Consider the following 20,250-nt stretch of genomic DNA (forward strand, 5'->3'; position numbering starts at 1 on the left):
AGACTCCCTTCACGGCCTACGGCCATGATCGTCGGTCTCCGGGCTACCGGGGGAACCTCAGAGTCCGACCAGGTGCTGGTCGGGATCGAGACCGACCGCGGGCCGTGGGTGCAGGCCCTGCTCGTTGCGGGCTATGTCGTCTATGCGGTCAACCCACTGCAGGCCGCCCGCTACCGGGAACGCCACGGGGCCTCGGGCGCGAAGAGCGATCCCGGTGACGCGCACGTGCTGGCCGAGCTGGTGCGCCTGGACCGCGACCACCACCGCCCGATCGCCGGGGACAGCGCGATCGCCGAGCACGTCAAGGTCGTCGCCCGCGCCCATCAGTCGATGATCTGGTCGCGGCAACGACAGACCAACACGTTGCGATCGATGCTGCGCGAGTACTACCCCGGCGCTCTGGCCGCGTTCGACGACCTTGCCGGGCGAGATGCCCTCGCGGTGCTCGCGCTGGCACCGACCCCGGCCCAGGGGCGGCGCCTGCGCGGGGCGCAGGTCGAGAAGGCGCTGCGCGCCGCCGGCCGCCAGCGCAACCTCTCCGCGACCGCGCAGCGCATCGTGGCGGCGCTGCGCGCCGAGCAGCTCGAGGCCCATCCCGGGGTGGTGCACGCCTACGCCGCGAGCGTGACGGCCTTGGTCGCGGTGATCGGCGAGCTCGCCCGCCAGTGCGAGGTCCTGCGAGGCGAGGTGCAGGCGGGTTTTGGCCGGCACCCGGACGCTGAGCTCACCTGTCCCAGCCCGGGCTGGGACCAGTGCTCGCCGCCCGGGTGTTCGCCGAATTCGGAGACGACCCGCACCGCTACGCCGACGCGCGGGCCCGCAAGAACTACTCCGGGATGGCCCCGGTCACCCGCGCCTCGGGCAAGGCGCGAGTCGTGCTCGCCCGCCACGCCCGCAACCGACGACTCGCCGACGCGCTCTACCAACAGGCCTTCACCGCCCTGAACACCTCGCCCGGCGCCCGCGGCTACTACGACGCCCACCGCGCCCGCGGCAACACCCACCACCAAGCCCTGCGCGCCCTGACCAACCGGCTCGTCGGCATCCTGCACGGCTGCCTGCGCCACCGACGTCCCTACGACGAGGCCACCGCATGGCACCTCGTCGACAACACCACCCCAGCCGTGGCTCGACCGCTTACAACAGTGGGATGTCTAGCCGGGCTCGCCACGCGCCTTGCGGTACAGCACCCAGGCGAGGTCGACGAGGCAGATCGCGGCGACCACGCCGAACGCGGTCGCCGCCCAGGGCAGCCACACCACGGCGAGGAACACGACGACGCCCGCGATCGAGGTCACCAGCCCGAACGCGGCGAGCACGGCACGGAAGGTCAACGGACTGTAGGTCGGTGCCGCGCCGCCGAAGCCGGCCGTGGGGTCGTGGTAGTCGGGCAGACCGCGCTCGTAGTCCGCACGGGTGCGGCGGGGCTTCTTGGTCACGGCCGTCCCTCCTCTCGTCGATGTCGTCCGGTACATGGGCTCGCCGGCTGCGGGCGCCGGGCCCGGCCACAGAATGGTGGATGGACCCCGACCTCTCGTCGTGTGCGTCGACAGAATCGGCGTCTGCGGTTGTCAACCCGTACAGCGCCACGGTGCTCGATTCGATCAACGCCGACGACGGGCGCCCGCATGGCACGACGTGAGCCACGGCGGGCCGCCGATCTCTCGAGGCGGTCGGACTCTCGCTCGGCGACCTTCAGGCCGTCGCCGCGGTGCCCGGCGTCGTCTGCGGGCAGGGCGTGCCGGCCCACGCGGGTGGGGTCAACGCGGCAGCCATCCGTTGCATCTGGTCGCGGTGCAGCGGGCTCAGCAGAGCGAGCATGCGCTGACCTTCCGGAGTCAACAGGACCCGCACCGTCCGCCCGTCGTCCGGGTCTTCGTTCCGCTGCACCAGCCCGTTGCCCTGAGCGCGGTTGACCAGCTCGACCGTGCTGTGGTGCCGCAGCTGCAGCCGCTCCGCGAGTTCGCCCACGGAGGCCCACTCGCGGCCGGGGAAGCCCTTTAGCGCGAGCAGCAGCTGGTAGTGCTGGGGAGTGAGGCCGTGCTGGCGCACGGTCTCGTCGCTGAAGCGCAGGTAGGACCGGACCGCCAAGCGGAAATCCGCCAGCGCCTCGAAGTCACGCTTCGTCATCGGACCTGAATCATCCACGTCCAACCCCACGACCCTCATCACCTCGTGACCCACCGTCGCGCCGAGAATCTATCGTACGGCGAGATAATATCGTGTTACGATACAGAAAGTCAGGGTGCCAGCCTTGCGGTGTTCTTCGCCGCGGTGGCCGGGCTGTTGATCTGGCTGACCCGACGGCTCCGTCGGCCTGCAGGGGCTGGGACCGCGCTCGGGCTACGACGACTCGGGCCCGAGTCCTTCATGACCTCGTCGCTGCGGACGCAGGTGGTGAGAGAACGATGAGGAGTGGCAAGTGAGATGACGATTTTCATCGTGGTGATCGTCGTGGCCGTGGCCCTGTCGGCGGTGGTCCTCGGCTCGAGTGTCCGGGTGGTCAAGCAGTTCGAGCGCGGAGTCGTGTTCCGGTTCGGCCGGGTGGAGGAAGGAACCACTCGTGGTCCGGGGATCGCGATGCTGGTGCCGATCGTGGACCGGATGAAGAAGGTGAACATGCAGATCGTTACCATGCCGGTCCCTGCGCAGGACGGCATCACCCGCGACAACGTCACCGTCCGGGTCGACGCCGTGATCTACTTCCGCGTGGTCGACCCTGTGCGCGTCGCGGTCGATGTGCAGGACTATCTCTCCGCGGTCGGCCAGCTCGCCCAGACCTCGCTGCGTTCGATCATCGGCAAGAGCGACCTCGACGACCTGCTGAGCAACCGGGAGAAGCTCAACCAGGGCATGGAGTTGATGATCGACAGCCCGGTGGTGGGCTGGGGTCTGCACATCGACCGTGTCGAGATCAAGGACGTCACACTGCCCGAATCGATGAAGCGTTCGATGTCGCGGCAGGCAGAGGCCGAGCGGGAACGCCGCGCTCGGGTCATCATCGCCGACGGCGAGAAGCAGGCCGCGCTGAACCTCACCGAGGCGGCCGACATGATGGCCGAGAGCCCTGCCGCGCTGCAGCTGCGGTTGCTCGAGACCGTCGTCGAGGTCGCCGCCGAGAAGAACTCCACGCTGGTGCTGCCCTTCCCCGTCGAGCTGTTGCGCTTCCTCGAGCGGGCCACCCCCGCCGAGCCCAGCGGGAGCGTCGCGGCTGCCACCACGGCCACGGCCGACGAGCCCTCGCCTCCGTCGACGCCGTCGCCCCGCACACCGCCGGTGCCCGGGGACCTCGTCGGCGCGTGGCAGTCGGCGGACGCCGGGTCGGCACAGCCCGACCAGGCCCCCCTTCGCGACGAGTCCGAATGGCGGCCGGCGATGTCTGTTCTCGATTCCGCACCGAGGATGTGAGCGGTCACCGTCAGGCCTGACGTGGCTCGGGTCGCGCTCCGATCGCGTCGCAGATGTCCTGTGGGCGCACGACAAAGCATTGCGGCGAGTGTGTTCGCCGGCCACAGACCGCCTCCCGCCGGTAGGAGCGACACTTGCCCCGTGAGATGGGGGAGACCTCGTCCGAGGAAACCGGTGAGGGTCGGAGCGCGAGTTGATCCGCCGGCGATGGAGGTGTTCGGTGTCCTACCGTCATGAATCCTCTCGACGCGAGGTTCCTGGCCGGCCCGGAGTCGGTCGACCCCGGTTCCGGACGCGGGCGGCCGACGTGTCGGGCTCCACCGCGGCCCGTCCTCGACGTGGCCCGGTGCCCGCGGACGGTGTCGCCGGACCCGACACCCGCGCGGGTCCGACCCTCCAGGAGGTGGCCGCGGCGAGATGGGAGAACGAGGGCGGGCGCCTGCTCAGGCCGACGGCTCGCGGACGGACCCGCGGAGCGCCGGCGTGGGCGGAGTCGGAATGACGACGCGCCCCGCCGCACGGGTCGCCCGGGTCTACGAGCAGCGCACGCCCCAGGACGGAGTGCGGGTGCTCGTCGATCGGGTGTGGCCGCGCGGGCTGGCCAAGGCTGCCGCGGACCTCGACGTGTGGTGCAAGGACGTCGCGCCCTCGACCGCCTTGCGCCGGTGGTACGGCCACGACCCGTCGCGGTTCGACGAGTTCGCACGCCGCTACCGGGCAGAACTCGACGAACCGGGCCCGGCCGCGGCACTGGCACATCTGCGCGGGCTCGCGGCTGGCCGGACTCTCACCCTGCTGACCGCCACTCGGCAGCCCGAGATCAGCCAGGCCGCGGTGCTCGCGGACCTGCTCGACGCCCGGCGCGGCACCGGCTGACGGGTCGCACGGCGCCGATCGAGGACCACGGTGTTCGAAAGTGCGACGAGAACACCCTGATAGATCGTGTCACGATATAGCGACGGCCAGGAGCTCGCGCGGCGGCGCTCCATCCGTCGCCGACCGCGCGGGTCTCGACGATCCACGAGGATCTCTGGAGGGGTGATGAGCGATCCGGTCCCGGTGGTCGTGGGCGTGGATGGTTCGCCGTCCGGGCGAGACGCTCTGGACTGGGCGGTGGCCGAGGCCGCCACGCAGGTCCGCCCGTTGTGGGTCGTGCATGCTTGTCCGCCTCCGATCGACACGGGTCCGCTCGGGCCGCTCCCGTCCCTCTCGCCGTACACCGGCACCGGGGATGTACTCCACGAGGCGGCGCGACGAGCCGCACTCGTCGCGCCCGAGGTCGAGGTGACCACGCGCCTCGTGTCGGGCGGCCCGGTGCCGGCACTCCTCGGTCAGCGGGCCTGTCTGATCGTCGTGGGGGGTCGTGGTCGCCGGGGCGTGCGCCGTGCCCTCGCGGGCTCGGTCAGTGTCGCGGTCTCGGCGCGGGCCCAGTGTCCTGTGGTGACGGTGCCCCCGTTGCGCGAGGTGGTTCCCGGCCCGTCACGGGCCAAGGTCGTGGTCGGGGTCGACGGCTTGGATCTCTCGAGCCGGGCGATCGGTTTCGCGCTGCAGGCGGCGGCGCAGCGCGGGGTCGGGCTCACGGCCCTGCATGCGTGGACCCCGCGGCCTCCGGCTGACAGTGGTGGGCTCGCCGACGACTGGGCCGCGTCCCGAGCCGTGGAGTGCCGCGCGCTCGACGGCGCGCTCGCAGGGTGGCGGGAGCGGTTCCCCACCGTGGACATCACGCCCAAGCTCGCCTGCGACGACCCGGCGCACGCGCTCGCCGTGGAGTCGGCCGGGGCGGCGCTGGTCGTCGTCGGCTCCCGAGGACGCGGCTGCATGACCGGGGTCCTGTTCGGTTCGGTCAGCCAGGTACTGCGGCACGCCGCTCATTGCCCCATCGCCGTGGCCCGGCCGCGAGCGGTCACGGCCGGACGGGCTCGAGCAGCGTGACGGCCCCATCTGCAGATGTCCCATGGCACTCCCCGCACCAGGACGGAGTGCCCAGCCCCTGATCACGTCGATGTTCCTTCCCAGGAGGTAGCCACCATGGCCCAACCGTTCTATCCGCAACCCACATCGGAGCTCTCCGAGCGGCGCCAGGCGCTCGCCCCGGACATCCATGCTGCGTTCGAGGCCTTCAGCCGCGCGGTATTCGCCGATGGCGCTCTACCGGTGAAGACCAAGCAGCTCATTGCTGTCGCCGTCGCCCATGTCACCCAGTGCCCTTACTGCATCGACGGCCACACGCGGCTCGCCCGCAGGAAAGGCGCGAGCGAGGAAGAGCTCATGGAAGCGATCTGGGTGGCAGCCGAGATGCGGGCCGGCGGTGCGTATGCGCACTCCACTCTGGCCCTGCACGCATCGGGCGAGGTCAGCGCGCACGAGCATCGGTGACCTGAGCCGAAGACTCACGCTCCGACCCTGTCGCGGCTGTCCTGCAGGACAACGCACGAACGCTCCGCCCTGGTCATGACAGCCCGCTCGGGACCTCCGCGACCACCCCGGGGGCGCCCGCGACCGTCGGGGGTGACGGCTCGACGTGGGTGCGGGCCTCGGCGACCGCGACGCGCCGTCGCGCGCCGCAGCCATCTCGCTCGCACGTCGCGATAACTGTACGTCGTGCATAACGCACGACAAGCGGCTAGCATGAGCCACACGGGACGAGGTGGGAGGACGCGGATGGCGGTCGCGGCGGGGCGGGTGCGGGCGTGCCTCACCGTGTACCGCTGGGTGGCCTTCGCCGGCCCCCGGACCACGACAGGTGTGGGCGTGGTCCTCCTCGGCGCGCTCACCGTGCCGCAGCTGACCCTGCTGAGCGGGAGGTACCCGGGCTGGGTGCGCGTGTGGGCCGGGCTGGCCGTGGCGGTCGCGCTGCTCGCCGTGACGGTCATGCTCGGCGCGCGCTCCCGCCCGGTGGCGGGCCTCGGCTGGTTCGCGGGCAGCGCCGTGTGCGCCGTGTCGATCGCGCTATGGGTCCTCAGCCGCACCGTGGGTCTGCCCGGTGTGGTCGGCGCGCTCGGTCGCTGGGACCACCCCGGTGCCACAGCCGCCCTCGGCCTCGCGGCTCTGTTCCTCCTGTTGCACGGCTCGCTGCTGCTCGGCGTCACCGTCGCGCGGCCCGGACACCGGCACTGGCACGACTGAGCGACGGGAGCACCGTGACGACCCTGGACTTCCCGGCATGGTTGCGCATCGAGCACTGGCTGAACGTGCTGTTCCTGACCCTCCTCATGCGCAGCGGCCACGAGATCCTCGGCAGCTACCCGAAGCTGTACTGGCGCAACGACAGCCGGCCCGGCACCGAATGGGCCCGATTCACGCGCAAGACCATGCCGACCGACAAGCTCTACGACACCCTCGACGAGGAGGAGAACTACTCCCCGGTGATCTCCCTGCCCGGCCGGAAGATGCTCGGGATGGGCCGACACTGGCACTTCGTCAGCGTGCTCGGATGGGTGGGGACGGGCGTGGTCTACGTCGCGCTGCTGTTCGGGACCGGGCAGTGGCACCGCTACATCCCGTACTCCTGGGAGATCTTCCCGACGGCGTGGAACGATCTGCTGACCTACCTGAGCTTTGACCTGCCGCCCCTGCTGCCCGGCGAACCCCTCGACGGCATCCAGAAGCTCACCTACGCCGCGGTGATCTTCCTCCTCGCCCCGTTCCAGATCCTCACCGGTGCCGCGCAGTCACCGGCGGTCGAGGCCCGGTTCCCCTGGTACGTGCGGCTCTTCGGCGGGCGCCAGAGTGCGCGCAGCCTGCACTTCCTCGGGCTGGTGGCGTTTCTGGCGTTCGTGGTCGTACACGTCGCGATGATCGCGCTGTGGGGGTGGGGCGAGCTCAACGCGTTGATGATCTTCGGTGAGGTGCGGGACACGCGCTGGGCGATCGCCGCCTCGCTGGGCATCATCGCCGCGATCGTCCTGCTCCACGTCGCCGCGACGGTCTGGAGCCTGCGGCACCCGCGCTCGGTGCAGCGCGTGCTCGGCGCGGTGCTCGAGCGCGTCCGGCTGTTGACGCTCCGGCCGCTGGTCTCGCGGCAGGACTACTCCACGGCCGAGCTCTCACCCCAGCACCGGGTCAACGGCAAGCCGCCGGACAGCGACGCCTACAAGACGCTCGCCGTGCACGGTTTCGCCGATTGGCGCCTCGACGTCGGGGGGCTGGTGGACCGTCCCGTGCGGCTCTCGCTCGACGAGCTGCGGGCGCTGGGGGAGCCGCAGACCCAGCGGGTGCTGCACAACTGTGTGCAGGGCTGGTCGAGCATCGGGGAGTGGACGGGCCTGCCGCTGCGGGTGCTGCTCGACCGCGTCCAGCCAATGCCCGAGGCGCGCTACCTGTGTGTGCTCTCCCTGCAGGACAACGCCCGCGACGAGCCGAGCTCCGAGGGCGGAGGCCGGTTCTACGAGGTCATCGACCTCGACCTCGCGCGGCAGTCGCACACGCTCCTCGCCTACGGGATGAACGGCGGCTCGCTCCCCATCAAGCACGGTGCCCCGCTCCGGCTGCGCATCGAGAACCAGGTCGGTTTCAAGATGGTCAAGTGGATCGAGCGGATCGAGCTCGTGTCCTCCTACGACGTCATCGGGCGCGGTGCCGGCGGCTGGCGCGAGGACAACGTCTACTACGACAAGGACGTCGCGATCTAGATGAGCAGCCTGAACGCCGCCGACACCCGCCCGGCCGACCTCGTCCCGCTCGACGACGGGCAGCGCGCCCGGGTGCAGGCCCAGCTCGCGCGGGAGGGCATCTCCTGTGGGGCCTGCGGGGGCACCGCGTTCGCCGTCGGCGACGCCCTCTACCTGGGCTTCCTGTTCCGCAGCGAACGGACCGACGCGTGGATGGTCGCGCTGACGTGCACCGCGCCCGGCTGCCCGTCGCCGCACTCCGCGGTGAGGGTGCACGACGCGCGGGGCCTGCTCGGACCACGCGACAGCACCGGAGAGGCGCTTCGTGGGAGGTCCCTGCGGGTGCGCCCGCGCTCGCGGAACGGGACCGGCCCGCTCCGCTCCGGCGCCGGGTCCCCGTAGCGCGGCCCGGGGACAGCGAGGACATCCCGGACAGGAGGAGGCGGTGACGACGCTGACCGCCGGGTACGAGCGGTCCCCGCAGGAGATCGCGGAGCGGTTGCGGGCCGACGACCGCAGACTCGTCCGCCGCCTGGCGCGCCACCGCATCCTGCTGCGGGGGCTCGGCGTCGCACATCCGCCGGGTGCGCCACCTCCTCGCCGCCCTCACCTCGGCCGCCGTCGCCGTCGCCGCTGCTCGGCGCATCGGCGGGCCGCCACCGGTGGGACCTCCGCGAGGCGGGCCGCCGCCGGCCGCGGTAGGGCGGGCCGGGTCAGCGGGCGCCGACGGGCAGCACCACCCGACCCCAGGTGGCGTTGGTGACGATCGCGGCCGACGCGTACCAGGCGGCCAACGCCGTGGCCAGACCGACGTACCCGCCGACGGTGGCCAGGCCACCGACCCCGAACTCGCCCACGGTCAGCAGCAGGAAGGTGACGAACAGCAGCACCACGACGGCCGCGATCGCGGCGTTGGTGCGCACCGAAGCGACGGCCATGTACGCGGTGAAGATCGTCCACGCCAGGAGGTACAACCCCGTGTACGGGGCCGCGGCGGCCGTCCCACCGAGCGCGGGGACCACGAACTGGACGTACGCGGCGAACGAGAGCCAGAAGGCGCCGTAGGAGGAGAAGGCCGTCGCGCCGAAGGTGTTGCCCTTGCGGAACTCCCACATGCCGGCGAGGACCTGGACGAGGCCGCCGTAGAACAGGGCCAGCGGGAGCACCACCTTCTCCCCGGCCGTGGGCAGCAGTCCGGCGTTGAAGCAACTGAGCACCATCGTGGTCGCGGCGAAGCCGGCCAGGCCGAGGGCTCCGGGGTCGGCGATGACCGCAGCCGCCGCCGAGGCCTGTCGCTGCACCCCGGATTCGCCCGCCAGCTCTCCGACCTGGGTCTCGCTGCTCATGAACGTCCCCTTCCGTCTCGATCCGTGCCGGTGGCGCACCACCCTCCAAGGTAGACCGAAGGCCCATTTTGCGCGACGTGCATTCCGGGCGTCGTGCTCCGCCTGGCGTGACGGCGGGGCGTCAGCGCCGGACCTTCACGTCCGGCGGAACCGGGCGGTGACGGGGGTCGGGGAGCCCGAGACGGTCGAGTACCGGCGCCAGCTCGGCCAGCTCGACCTCGAGATCCGTGTAGCGGGTGCGCTGCCCGTCCGACATCGCTCCACGACGGTGCAGCAGGGCGAGGCGGTGCAGCCGGCCCGCGACGAGGGCGCCCCAGCGGATCGAGGCGTCGTACACGCGGACCTCGTCGTGCCGGCGGTCCTCGGCCGCACCCAGGGCCCGCAGCGCGGCGACCGCGGCGAACGCCCGGTCGAGGTCGGCCGTGACCCCCGTGACCCCCGGGACCGGGTAGGCGTCGCGCGCGGTGGTCTGTTCGCTCACGGGGGTGTCCTCACGGTTCCGGGATCGGTGGTCGGGCGATGCCCACGACGGTGTCCTGCCCGTCGAACGTCAGCCAGACGCGGTCCGGGCCGACGGCCAGCCCGGACACCGAGGCGTTCCGGGCCGGTCCGTCGGGCAGGGCGTCGCGGTAGGGGACGGTGGCGACGCGGTGCAGGTGGCCGTCCGGGTAGCCGATGAAGCTGTCGGTCGCGAAGACCACCAGGGCGTCGTCGGTGGCGGCGTAGACGCGGGTCTCGTCGGTCCCGACGTCGCGCACCGGGGACCCGAGGTCGGCCGTGGCCACGACGGACAGGCTCTCGTGGTCCGGCGGGGTCTCGACCGCGAGCAGGCGGTCGCTGTCGCGCTCGGCGACGTAGAGACGATCGACCTTCACCTCGTCGCCCGCGCTGTGGCCGGCCCGCACGGCGATCCGGCCGGTCTCCTCGACGGGCCCGGGGGCGCCTTTGTGGTGAGTGATCCCGTCGGGGCCCAGGACGTGGTACTCCACGGGCCGGCCGCGGGCGGCGCCGTCGAGCTCCGCGTCGGGGCTCGCGTGCACGTCCTGCGGCGGCAGCGGGCGCAGGTTCCCCAGGTCGTAGCCGGACACGGTCGTGCGGTCCTCGGAGAGGGCGAGCAGGGTCCGGGCGCCGTCATCGGTGGCGAGGTAGTCGGGTTCGGGGCCGACGGTGACCGCGCCGGCGGGCCGCAGGGCGGTCGCGTCGAGCGCGACGACCCGGCCCGCGTCCGGCTGGGCGACGAAGACCTGCGAAGGGTCGTCGGGGTCGTCGACCACGTTCTCCCCGAGCCTGCCCAGGGGCGCCGACACCGTGCTGGTCGCGGGCCACCCGGGCCCCCCGGGATCGACCCGGACGACCCGGCCGTCGTCGGTGAGGGCGACCAGGGCGTGCGTGCCCGCGGACCAGACCGGCTCGTGGAGCGCGGCGCCAGCGTGCGCCACGACCACGACCACGGCCGCGCCCGTCCCGGCCCGGCCGGCCGTCGCGCAGCCGGCCAGGAGGACGGGGAGGACGGCGGCCGCGGCGACCGCGAGGCCGCCGGTGCGGCGTGCCCTCGACACCCCCGCGGTGGTGTCGCGGTGGTGGTCGCCGGACGGGACGCACCGTTCCCGCCCGTCGGGCCGGCACGGGCGCCGGGCGAGATCCTGCTCGGGGTGGTCGGCCGCGGGACGCCGGCCGCGGACGGCGGCGGCGAGCACCTCGGCGAGGTGCACCGGGGTGCGGTCGACGTCGGACTGCTCGATCTGGGTGCGGCAGCTGTATCCGTCGGCGATCACGAGGGTCCCGGGGTCGGTGGCACGCAGCGCGGGCAGCAGCTTGTCCTCCGCGCAGGCCATCGACACGTCGTAGTGCCCCTCCTCGAAGCCGAAGTTGCCGGCCAGGCCGCAGCACCCGGCGTTGAGCACCTCGAGGTCGACGCCCGCCGCGGCGGCCACCGTGCGGTCGGCGTCGGTGCCGAGCACGGCGTGCTGGTGGCAGTGCGGCTGCATGACCGCACGCCGGTCCAGCCGGGTCGCGGGCCGCCAGTCGGGCGCCTTCTGCGCCAGGAGCTCCGCGAGCGTGTACGTCTGGGCCGCCAGCCGGTGGGCGTCCTCGTCACCGTGCATCAGCTCGGGCAGGTCGGACCGGAACACCGCGGCGCAGCTCGGTTCGAGCACCAGCACGGGTGTCCCGTCGCGCAGCTGGGGACGCAGCACCTCGAGGGTGCGGCGGAGCACCCGCTGGGCGACCGGCAGCTGTCCGGTGGAGATCCAGGTCAGGCCACAGCACACCTCGGCGTCGGGCACGGTGACCTCGAAGCCCGCGGCCTCGAGCACGGCGACCGCCGCGCGCGCGATCGCCGGATGGAAGGCATCGGTGAACGTGTCCGGCCACAGCAGCACCCGTCCCCGGGGGTGGGGCGGCGCGGGGACCTGTGGGGTGCGGCGGGCGAACCACGTGACGAAGCGCTCCTCGGCGAACGCCGGGATCGCCCGCTGCTCGGCGACGCCGCCGGCCTTCTTCACCAGCCGGGACAGGCCGGGCGTCGCAGTGATCCGGTTGACCCAGCGGGCGACCGGGGCCGCGCGGGTCGCCAGGCGCGCCCAGAGCGGGAGCCAGCCCATGGACCAGTGGGCGAGGGGGCGGCGCCAGGCCCGGCCGGCGTAGTGGTGGGACAGGAACTCGGCCTTGTAGGTGGCCATGTCGACGTCCACCGGGCAGTCGCTCCTGCAGCCCTTGCACGCCAGGCACAGATCGAGCGCGTCGCGCACCTCCGTCGAGCGCCAGCCGTCGGTGATGACTTCGCCGCGCATCATCTCGAACAGCACCCGGGAGCGGCCGCGGGTCGAGTGCTCCTCCTCGCGGGTGGCCCGGTAGCTCGGGCACATGACCCCGCTCTCGTGCCCCCGGCAGTGGCCGATGCCGACACAGCGCGCGACCGCGGCCGAGAACCGGTGCGAGTCGTCGGGGTAGTCGAAGAAGGTCGTCGGCTCCCAAGGGCGGTGGTCGCTGCCCTGGCGCAGGTCCGCGTCGACGCGGCGCGGGTGCACGACCTTGCCGGGGTTCATCTTCTCGCCCGGGTCGAACAGCGTCTTGAGCTCGCCGAACGCCTCCACGATCCGCTCGCCGAACATGATGGGCAGCAGCTCGCCGCGGGCCTGCCCGTCGCCGTGCTCGCCCGAGAGTGACCCGTCGTACGACGTCACCAGGTGCGCGGCCTCGACGAGGAAGGACCGGAAGTCCTCCACGCCGCCGGCGGTGCCGAGGTCGAAGGGGATGCGGCAGTGCACGCACCCCTGGCCGAAGTGGCCGTACACCGCCGTCTCGCCGAGGCCATGGCGGCGGAGCAGGTCGAGGTAGTCGCGCAGGTAGTCACCGAGCTTCTCCGGCGCGACCGCGGCGTCCTCCCAGCCGGGATGGGTGGGCGAGGCGAGCGGGGGGTAGGCCGTGGCGCCGAGTCCGGCCTCGCGTGCCTCCCAGAGCCGCTGCTCGGAGAGCGGCTTCTCGAGGATCTTGCTGGTCGGGGGGTGCTCCCGCCGGCCCAGCTCGTCCACCAGACCCTGGGCGGCGCGGTCGACGGCGTCCTGGTCGTCACCGGAGAACTGCGCCATGAGCCAGGACTCGCCGCGCGGGAGCTCGGCGATGGCCTCGTCGGCCAGCGACTCGTTGCGCTCCAGCTCGACGAGACGGGAGTCGATGCCCTCCAGCGCCGAGGGGCCGTGCGCGACGACCGCGGGGACGTCGGAGCCCGCCGCGACCACGTCGGGGTAGCCGAGCACCACGAGGGCCGAGGCGGAGCGCGTGGGGAACAGCTCGATCTCGGCGCGCAGGACGGTGACGAGCGTGCTCTCGCTGCCGACGAGGGCCTTGGCGACGTCGAACCCCTGCTCGGGCAGGAGCGCGTCGAGGTTGTAGCCCGAGACCCGGCGCGGGATGTCCGGGTAGCGCGCGCGGATCTCGTCGGCGTACCGGTCGCGCAGGGCGCGCAGCCCGCGGTACAGCTCGGCGCGCCGGCCGCCGTCGGCGACGATGCGCTCGTACTCCCCGTCGCTGGTCGGGCCGACCCAGCACCGCAGCCCGTCGTAGGTGAGGATCTCGAGCCGGCGCACGGAGTCGGCCATCTTGCCGTAGGCCTGCGCGGTCGAGCCGCAGGAGTTGTTGCCGATCATCCCGCCGATCGAGCAGCTGGCGTGGGTGGACGGTTTCGGCCCGACCCCGAGACCGTGCTCGGCGAGCTGGTCGTTGAGCGGGTCGAGCGCGGCGCCGGGTTCGACGACGGCCGTGCGGGCGTCGACGTCCAGGGAGACGAGCCGGTGGCAGTACTGCGTCCAGTCGATGACGACGGCCGTGTTCGTCGTGCTGCCGGCGAGGTTGGTGCCGCCGCCGCGGGACAGGATCGGGACGCCGTGCTCGCGGCACACCGCCACCGCCGCCTCGGCGGCGTCGACGCTGCGCGGTACGACGACGCCAATCGGCACCTCGCGGTAGTTGGACGCGTCGGTGGAGTAGATCGCGCGGGCGCCGGCGTCGAGGCGCACGTCGCCGTCGACGCGGGCACGGAGGTCGGCCTCCAGCGCGGCCGCGCCGGTCGCCGGCTGCCGGCGACGGGCCCGGGGGAGGTCCAGGTCGACGATCACCGGCCACCACCCGGGAGGTGCGACTTGATCGACTCGGTGAACTCGTGGACCTTCTGCTTCGCGCCCTTCTCGACGATGCCCAGCGTCTCCGGGTCGCCCTTCGCCACGGCCGTCGCGGCCTTCGTCGCCTGCTCGGCCATGAGATGGGGTGGCACGGGCGGGATCTCGGGGTCGACGACGACCTCGAGCACGCACGGGACGTTCGAGGACAGCGCCTCGTCCCAGGCCTTGCCGATGTCGTGTGGGCTGTCGCACCGGAAGCCGCGCAGCCCGAGCAGCTCGGCGAACTCCGCGTACGGGACGTCGGGGATCCACTGGCTGCCGGGGTACTTCGGGTCGCCGGCCATGGCCCGCTGCTCCCACGTGACCTGGTTGAGGTCCTGGTTGTTGAACACGCAGAACACCAGCGGCGCGCTCTCGAACCGCTCCCGGTAGCGCTTGATCGTGATCAGCTCGAGCATCCCGTTCATCTGGAACACACCGTCGCCGACGAATGCGATGACCGGGCGGTCGGGGAAGGCGAACCGCGCCGCGATGGCGTAGGGGGTGCCGGGCCCCATCGTGGCGAGGTTGCCGGCCAGCGACGCCTTCATCCCGCGGCGCAGCGTGAGGTGCCGCGACCACCAGTTGGCCACCGACCCGGCGTCGGTGGTGAGGATCGCCCCGTCCGGCAGCCGCCTCGAGGCCTCGTGCACCACGAGCTCGGGGTTGAGCGGGCTGGCGTCGTCGTGCGCGCGGTCGTCCAGCACCCGGTGCCACTCGTCGACCTCGCGCTCGATCTCCTCGCGCCAGGAGCGGTCGGTCTTGCGCTCCAGCAGCGGCAGCAGCGCGCGCAGGGTCTCGCGGGCGTCCCCGACGACGTTGGCCTCCATCGGGTAGCGCACCCCGACCATGCGGCCGTCGAGGTTGATCTCCACGCCGCGGGCCTGGCCCTCCTCGGGCAGCCACTCCGCGTAGGGGAAGGACGTGCCGACGAACAGCAGCGTGTCGCACTTCTTCATCATGTGGTCGCTGGCGGTCGAGCCGAGCAGCCCGATGGGCCCGGTGACGTAGGGCAGGTCGTCGGCCGGTTCGACCCGGCCGAGCGACGTCTTGGCAACGCCGGCGCCGAGCACCTCGGCGACCTCCATCACCTCGTCGCCGGCCTCCTGGGCGCCCTGCCCGACCAGCATCGCGACCCGACCCCCGGCGTTGAGGACGTCCGCGGCACGCTGCAGCTCCCCGGGGTCGGGCAGGACCCGCGGCCGGCTCCAGCCCACCCCGGAGAACACCGCGCCGTGCTCCCGCGGCGGCGACGGGACGGCGTCGGCCTCGGCCACGTCCTCGGGGATGATGATCGTCGCGACGGTGCGGTTGGTCAGCGCGACCTTGCAGGCGCGGTCCACCAGGTGGCGGGCCTGGGCGGGGTGCATGCAGGTCTGCACGAAGTCCGACGAGACGTCCTTGTAGAGCGTGTTCGGGTCGATCTCCTGCTGGAATGCCGAGCCCAGCCCGATCCGCTTCTGCTGCCCGACGATCGCCACCACCGGCTGGTGGTCGAGCTTGGCGTCGTAGAGCCCGTTGAGCAGGTGGATCGCGCCGCCGCCCGAGGTGGCCATCGCGCACCCGAGCTCGCCGGTGAACTTGGCGTGGGCGCTCGCCATGAACGCGCCCATCTCCTCGTGGCGCGGCTGGATCAGTTCGGGGTCGCCGTCGGCGCGGTCGAGGGCCCCGAGCAGCGCGTTGATCCCGTCCCCGGGATAGCCGTAGATGCGGTGCACGCCCCACCGGCGCAGGCGCTCGAGAACGAAGTCCGCGACGAGCATCAGCCCGACTCCTTCCGGTTCGACTGCCCCGAGGATGGCACAGCTTCGTGCGTGACGCACGACGTGTTTGAGAAACGAAGTGCACGTGGTACGACTTGGGCGTGAGCACGACGGTGCCCCTCGAGGGGCTGGAGGTGGCGGCCTACACGCTGCCCACGGACGCCCCGGAGTCCGACGGCACGCTGGACTGGGACGCCACGACGCTCGTCGTGGTGCAGGCGCACGCGGCCGGGTGCACAGGGCTCGGCTACACCTACGCCGGGTCGCCGGTGGCGACGACGGTCGACGCCGTCCTGGCCGACGTCGTGCGCGGCCGTGACGTGCTCGCGGTGCCGGCGGCGTGGGTGGCGATGCACCACGCGGTGCGCAACCTCGGCCGTCCCGGGGTCGTCGCCGAGGCGATCTCCGCGGTCGACATCGCGCTGTGGGACCTGCACGCCCGTGTGCGCGACGTCCCGCTGTCGGTGGCGCTGGGCGCGGTCCACGACGCCACGCCGGTCTACGGCAGCGGCGGGTTCACCTCCTACGACGACGGTCAACTGCGCACCCAGCTGCGGCGGTGGGTGGCCGACGGCGTGACCTCGGTCAAGATCAAGGTCGGGCGGCACCTCGAGGACGACGTGCACCGCCTGGACGTCGTCCGTGCCGCCCTGGGCGACGACGTCGAGCTCATGGTCGACGCCAACGGCGCCTACACCCGCAAGCAGGCCCTGGACTGGGCCGGGCGGCTCGCCGACCGGGGCGTCACCTGGCTCGAGGAGCCGGTCAGCTCCGACGACCTCGAGGGCCTGGCCCTCGTCCGGGACCACGGTCCGGGCGGCGTCGAGGTGGCGGCCGGCGAGTACGGCTACGACCTGCCCTACTTCCACCGCATGCTCGCGGCCGGCGCGGTCGACTGCCTGCAGGCCGACGTCACCCGGTGCGGCGGCTACACGGCCCTCACCCGCGTCGCCGCCCTCTGCGACGCGCGCAGCCTGGACCTCTCGCTGCACTGCGCGCCACAGGTCAGCGCGCACGCCGGCACCGCCGTGTGGCACCTGCGCCACCTCGAGTACTTCCACGACCACGTGCGCATCGAGTCCCGCGCCTTCGACGGCGTGCTCAGCCCCTATCCCGACGGCACCCTGCGGCCCGACCGCTCTCGGCCCGGGCACGGGCTGAGCCTGCGCGCCGCCGACCTAGAGCCCCACCGGGTCGCCTGACCCGTCCCATCGATAGCCCTCGCCCCCCGGAGCTCCTCCGTGACCATCCAGGAACAGGACGCGCCCGCCGACGCCGCGACGGCCGCCCTCGACTCGCCGCAGGTCCTGCGCGAGTACGCGCTGCTCGCCGACGGCGAGCGCGGCGCGCTGCTCGGCCCCCGTGGCGACATCGTGTGGATGTGCGCCCCACGTTGGGACTCGCCCGCCGTGTTCGGCCGGCTGCTCGGGGCGCCCGGGCACTACGACCTGACCCCGACCGAGCGCTACGTGTGGGGCGGGCACTACGAGGACGGCTCGTTGATCTGGCGCAGCCGGTGGATGACCGATGGCGGACCCGTCGAGAGCCGGGAGGCGCTCGCGCTGCCCGCCAACACGGATCGGCTCGTGCTGCTGCGCCGCGTGCTCGCCGACGACGTCCCGGCCTCGGTGCACGTCGTGCTCGACCCCCGCGGGGAGTACGGGTGCCACCCGCTCACCGAGCTGCACCGCGACGACGACGGCTGCTGGACCGGCCGGATCGGCGGGCTGCGGATGCGGTGGCGGGGCGGCGACGACGCGGTCCCGGTGACGGCCGACGGCGGGACCCGCCTCGAGCTCGACCTCGTCCTCCCGCCCGGGCGCCACCACGATCTCGTCCTGGAGAGCGGCTCGCGGCTGCCCGACCGGGCGCCCGACCCCGACCTCGCCTGGCGGGAGACCGAGACCCGCTGGCACGCGAGCGTCCCGGCGACCTCGCGGCTGATCGGGGCAGCGCCGCGGGACGCCGCGCACGCCGCCGCGGTGCTGCGGGGCATGACCACCGGCTCCGGCGCGATGGTCGCCGCGGCCACCACCAGCCTGCCCGAGCGTCCCGGCGGCCAGGCCAACTTCGACTACCGCTACACCTGGATCCGCGACCAGTGCTACGCCGGACGCGCAGCCGCGCTCGCCGGCCTCGACGACCTGCTCGACGACGCCGTCCGCTTCCTGGGCGCCCGGCTGCTCGACGACGGGCCACGGCTGGCGCCGGCGTACGCGGTCGACGGCGGCCCGGTGCCCGACGAGGTCCACCTCGGCGTGCCCGGCTATCCCGGCGGCGGCGACCGGGTCGGCAACCGCGGCGGGCACCAGTTCCAGCTCGACGCGTTCGGGGAGATGCTGCTGCTCCTGGCCTCGGCGGCCGAGCGCGACCGGCTGGACGCCGAGGGGTGGCGGGCCGTCGAGACCGCCGTCGCCGCGATCGAGCAGCGCTGGACCGAGCCCGACGCCGGGGTGTGGGAGCTCGAGGACCGGGAGTGGACGCACAGCCGTCTGGTCTGCGTGGCCGGGCTGCGCGCCGTCGCCGCAGTCATGGGTGGTGGCGAGGCGGGGCGCTGGTCGGCGCTCGCCGACACCATCCTGGCCCGCACCGCCGGCACGTCCACCCACCCGAGCGGACGCTGGCAGCGCGCCGCCGACGACCCCCGTCCCGACGGGGCGCTGCTGCTCGCCGCGATCCGCGGGGCGGTCCCCGCGGACGACCCGCGCAGCCGCGTGACCCTCGGGGCCTACCTGCGCGAGCTGACCAGCGAGGGCTACGCCTACCGGTTCCGAGTCGACGACCGGCCCCTCGGCGACGCCGAGGGTGCCTTCCTGCTCTGCAACTTCATCACCGCGCTGGCCTGCCAGCAGCAGGGCGACGCGCTGTGCGCGCGGCACTTCTTCGAGCGGGGCCGCTCGGCCTGCGGGCCGCCGGGCCTGCTCACCGAGGAGTTCGACGTCACCCAGCGTCAGCTGCGCGGCAACCTGCCGCAGGCCTTCGTGCACGCCCTGCTGCTCGAGGCCGCGACGGTCCTCGAGCCGCTCGAGGCCGGCGCCGCGAGCACCACCCACCGAACGGAGAAACGATGACCAGGACCGCAGTTGTCACCGGCGGCACCGCCGGGGTCGGGCGGGCCACCGTCCGCGAGCTCGCCGCGGCGGGCTACGACGTCGCGGTGCTGGCCCGCGGGCAGGCCGGCCTCGACGCCGCGGCCGCGGACGTCAAGGACGCCGGCCGGCGGGCGATGCCCGTCGTCTGCGACGTCGCCGACGCGGACGCCGTGGCGCGGGCGGCCCAGCAGGTGGAGGACGGCCTCGGCGAGATCGACCTCTGGGTCAACGTCGCCTTCGTCGGCTCGCTGGCCTTCTTCTGGGACACCACCCTCGAGGAGTTCCGGCGCGTCACCGAGGTCACGTACTACGGGCAGGTGTACGGCACCCGGGCCGCCCTGGCCCGGATGCGGCCCCGCGATCGAGGTGTGGTCGTCAACGTGGGTTCGGCGATGGCCTACCGCTCGATCCCGCTGCAGTCCGCCTACTGCGGCGCCAAGCACGCGATCAAGGGCTTCAGTGAGTCGGTGATGACCGAGCTGGCCAACGAGCGCAGCCGGGTGCGGGTGTGCATGGTGCAGCTGCCGGGTCTGAACACGCCGCAGTTCACCTGGAACCTCGAGCGGGTCCAGGCGCACCCCCGACCGGTGGCGCCGGTGTGGCAGCCCGAGGTCGCGGCGCGCGCGATCCGGTTCCTCGCCGAGCACCCGCGACGCAACATGTGGGTCGGTCTCGCCACCGTCTACACGATCCTCGGCGAGCGCCTCGCCCCCAAGCTCGTCGACCTCTACCTCGGGCGCTACGGGGTGGCCGGCCAGCAGACCCGGGCGGACCTGCCCCGGCGCGGGTCCAACCTCGACGAGCCGCGCGACGCCGAGGTCGACGCCGGCGCGCACGGACCGTTCGACGACGAGGCCTGGTCGATCGACCCGCAGACGTGGGCCTCGACGCACCGTCGTGCCCTCCTCGGTGCTGGAGCCGCCGCCCTCGCGGCGACCCTGGTGGCCGTGCGGGAGAGCGCGGCGACGTGATCGGGCGGGACGGGCGGTCGGGCCTGCTGCACACCGCGCACCTCGTCCACGGGGGAACGTTGCTGCTGCGCACCGACGTCGCGGTGCGGGCCGGCGGGGGAGCCGCGGACGGCCGGACGGTCACCGTCGTCCGGGTGCTCGGTGCCCGGCACGTCCTGCAGGGGCTGGCCGGGCTCACCGCGCCGCGGTGGATCACCCCGCGTATCGGCCTTGCGGTGGACGGCATCCACGCGGCGAGCATGCTCGGCCTCGCCGCGCTCGACCGCGATCACCGCCGCGGGGCGATCGGCAGTGCCGTGGTGGCCGCCGCGTTCGCGCTCGCCGCGTGGTGGGCCGCCCACGACGATTGACCGGCGCAGCTCGTCGCGCCCGTGGTCTGTCGTGCAGGATGCACGACGTCTG

General features: G+C 73.1%; 17 protein-coding genes and 1 pseudogene. 12 read left to right on the forward strand and 6 right to left on the reverse strand.

Features of this window, described 5'->3' with window-relative positions; all coding sequences use genetic code 11:
* Positions 1-60: 60 nt before the first annotated feature.
* Positions 61-1,097: pseudogene (locus ACQPYN_RS07635) on the forward strand (IS110 family transposase); the annotation flags it as partial.
* Positions 1,098-1,154: 57 nt separating this feature from the next.
* Here ACQPYN_RS07635 and ACQPYN_RS07640 read toward each other — a convergent pair.
* Both ACQPYN_RS07640 and ACQPYN_RS07645 read right to left on the reverse strand, forming a co-directional pair.
* On the reverse strand, positions 1,155-1,439 hold the full coding sequence (locus ACQPYN_RS07640) for a DUF6343 family protein (RefSeq protein ID WP_433035373.1): 285 nt from the start codon (positions 1,437-1,439) through the stop codon (positions 1,155-1,157).
* 256 nt (positions 1,440-1,695) lie between these two features.
* Positions 1,696-2,130, reverse strand: a complete 435-nt coding sequence (locus tag ACQPYN_RS07645) for a MarR family winged helix-turn-helix transcriptional regulator (protein ID WP_433035376.1) — start codon at positions 2,128-2,130, stop codon at positions 1,696-1,698.
* Positions 2,131-2,427: 297 nt separating this feature from the next.
* Here ACQPYN_RS07645 and ACQPYN_RS07650 point away from each other — a divergent pair, with 297 nt between their 5' ends.
* The 7 genes from ACQPYN_RS07650 to ACQPYN_RS07680 all read left to right on the forward strand — a co-directional run bounded on the left by ACQPYN_RS07650 (position 2,428) and on the right by ACQPYN_RS07680 (position 8,420).
* A complete protein-coding gene (locus ACQPYN_RS07650) occupies positions 2,428-3,408 on the forward strand; it encodes a slipin family protein (RefSeq protein WP_433035379.1) in 981 nt (326 codons plus the stop codon).
* 498 nt (positions 3,409-3,906) lie between these two features.
* On the forward strand, positions 3,907-4,284 hold the full coding sequence (locus ACQPYN_RS07655) for a DUF488 domain-containing protein (protein WP_433035382.1): 378 nt from the start codon (positions 3,907-3,909) through the stop codon (positions 4,282-4,284).
* Positions 4,285-4,449: 165 nt separating this feature from the next.
* Complete coding sequence (locus tag ACQPYN_RS07660; RefSeq protein ID WP_433035385.1) at positions 4,450-5,340, forward strand: universal stress protein; 891 nt, start codon at positions 4,450-4,452, stop codon at positions 5,338-5,340.
* 96 nt (positions 5,341-5,436) lie between these two features.
* A complete protein-coding gene (locus ACQPYN_RS07665; RefSeq protein WP_433035388.1) occupies positions 5,437-5,784 on the forward strand; it encodes a carboxymuconolactone decarboxylase family protein in 348 nt (115 codons plus the stop codon).
* A gap of 285 nt (positions 5,785-6,069) precedes the next feature.
* Positions 6,070-6,534 (forward strand): hypothetical protein, encoded by a 465-nt coding sequence (locus ACQPYN_RS07670; RefSeq protein ID WP_433035391.1) that lies wholly within the window; start codon positions 6,070-6,072, stop codon positions 6,532-6,534.
* A gap of 14 nt (positions 6,535-6,548) precedes the next feature.
* Positions 6,549-8,039, forward strand: coding sequence for a molybdopterin-dependent oxidoreductase (locus ACQPYN_RS07675; RefSeq protein WP_433035393.1), 1,491 nt, complete (start codon positions 6,549-6,551; stop codon positions 8,037-8,039).
* Positions 8,040-8,420, forward strand: a complete 381-nt coding sequence (locus tag ACQPYN_RS07680; protein WP_433035395.1) for a hypothetical protein — start codon at positions 8,040-8,042, stop codon at positions 8,418-8,420.
* Positions 8,421-8,731: 311 nt separating this feature from the next.
* On the opposite strand, the gene ACQPYN_RS07685 is transcribed toward ACQPYN_RS07680, so the two are convergent.
* From ACQPYN_RS07685 to ACQPYN_RS07700, 4 genes are all read right to left on the reverse strand, one after another.
* Positions 8,732-9,364 (reverse strand): acetate uptake transporter, encoded by a 633-nt coding sequence (locus tag ACQPYN_RS07685; protein ID WP_433035397.1) that lies wholly within the window; start codon positions 9,362-9,364, stop codon positions 8,732-8,734.
* Positions 9,365-9,485: 121 nt separating this feature from the next.
* Positions 9,486-9,845: a hypothetical protein gene (locus tag ACQPYN_RS07690; protein WP_433035400.1), complete on the reverse strand. Its 360-nt coding sequence runs from the start codon at positions 9,843-9,845 to the stop codon at positions 9,486-9,488.
* Positions 9,846-9,855: 10 nt separating this feature from the next.
* Positions 9,856-13,980 (reverse strand): FAD-linked oxidase C-terminal domain-containing protein, encoded by a 4,125-nt coding sequence (locus ACQPYN_RS07695; RefSeq protein ID WP_433035403.1) that lies wholly within the window; start codon positions 13,978-13,980, stop codon positions 9,856-9,858.
* Complete coding sequence (locus ACQPYN_RS07700; RefSeq protein WP_433035406.1) at positions 13,977-15,785, reverse strand: thiamine pyrophosphate-requiring protein; 1,809 nt, start codon at positions 15,783-15,785, stop codon at positions 13,977-13,979. Before ACQPYN_RS07700 ends, ACQPYN_RS07695 begins: the two co-directional genes overlap by 4 nt.
* A gap of 101 nt (positions 15,786-15,886) precedes the next feature.
* Here ACQPYN_RS07700 and ACQPYN_RS07705 point away from each other — a divergent pair, with 101 nt between their 5' ends.
* From ACQPYN_RS07705 to ACQPYN_RS07720, 4 genes are read left to right on the forward strand one after another with little or no spacing between them, the layout of a single operon-like run.
* Entirely contained in the window at positions 15,887-16,987 is a 1,101-nt protein-coding gene (locus ACQPYN_RS07705; protein ID WP_433035408.1) for an enolase C-terminal domain-like protein, read from the forward strand.
* Positions 16,988-17,026: 39 nt separating this feature from the next.
* Entirely contained in the window at positions 17,027-18,856 is a 1,830-nt protein-coding gene (locus ACQPYN_RS07710) for a glycoside hydrolase family 15 protein (RefSeq protein WP_433035411.1), read from the forward strand.
* Complete coding sequence (locus tag ACQPYN_RS07715) at positions 18,853-19,848, forward strand: SDR family oxidoreductase (protein ID WP_433035414.1); 996 nt, start codon at positions 18,853-18,855, stop codon at positions 19,846-19,848. The genes ACQPYN_RS07710 and ACQPYN_RS07715 overlap by 4 nt, the downstream gene beginning before the upstream one ends.
* Complete coding sequence (locus ACQPYN_RS07720; RefSeq protein ID WP_433035417.1) at positions 19,845-20,198, forward strand: hypothetical protein; 354 nt, start codon at positions 19,845-19,847, stop codon at positions 20,196-20,198. Before ACQPYN_RS07715 ends, ACQPYN_RS07720 begins: the two co-directional genes overlap by 4 nt.
* The last annotated feature ends 52 nt before the right edge of the window (positions 20,199-20,250 follow it).

This window comes from Actinomycetospora sp. CA-053990 (assembly GCF_050948445.1).
Classification (GTDB): Bacteria; Actinomycetota; Actinomycetes; order Mycobacteriales; family Pseudonocardiaceae; genus Actinomycetospora; species Actinomycetospora callitridis.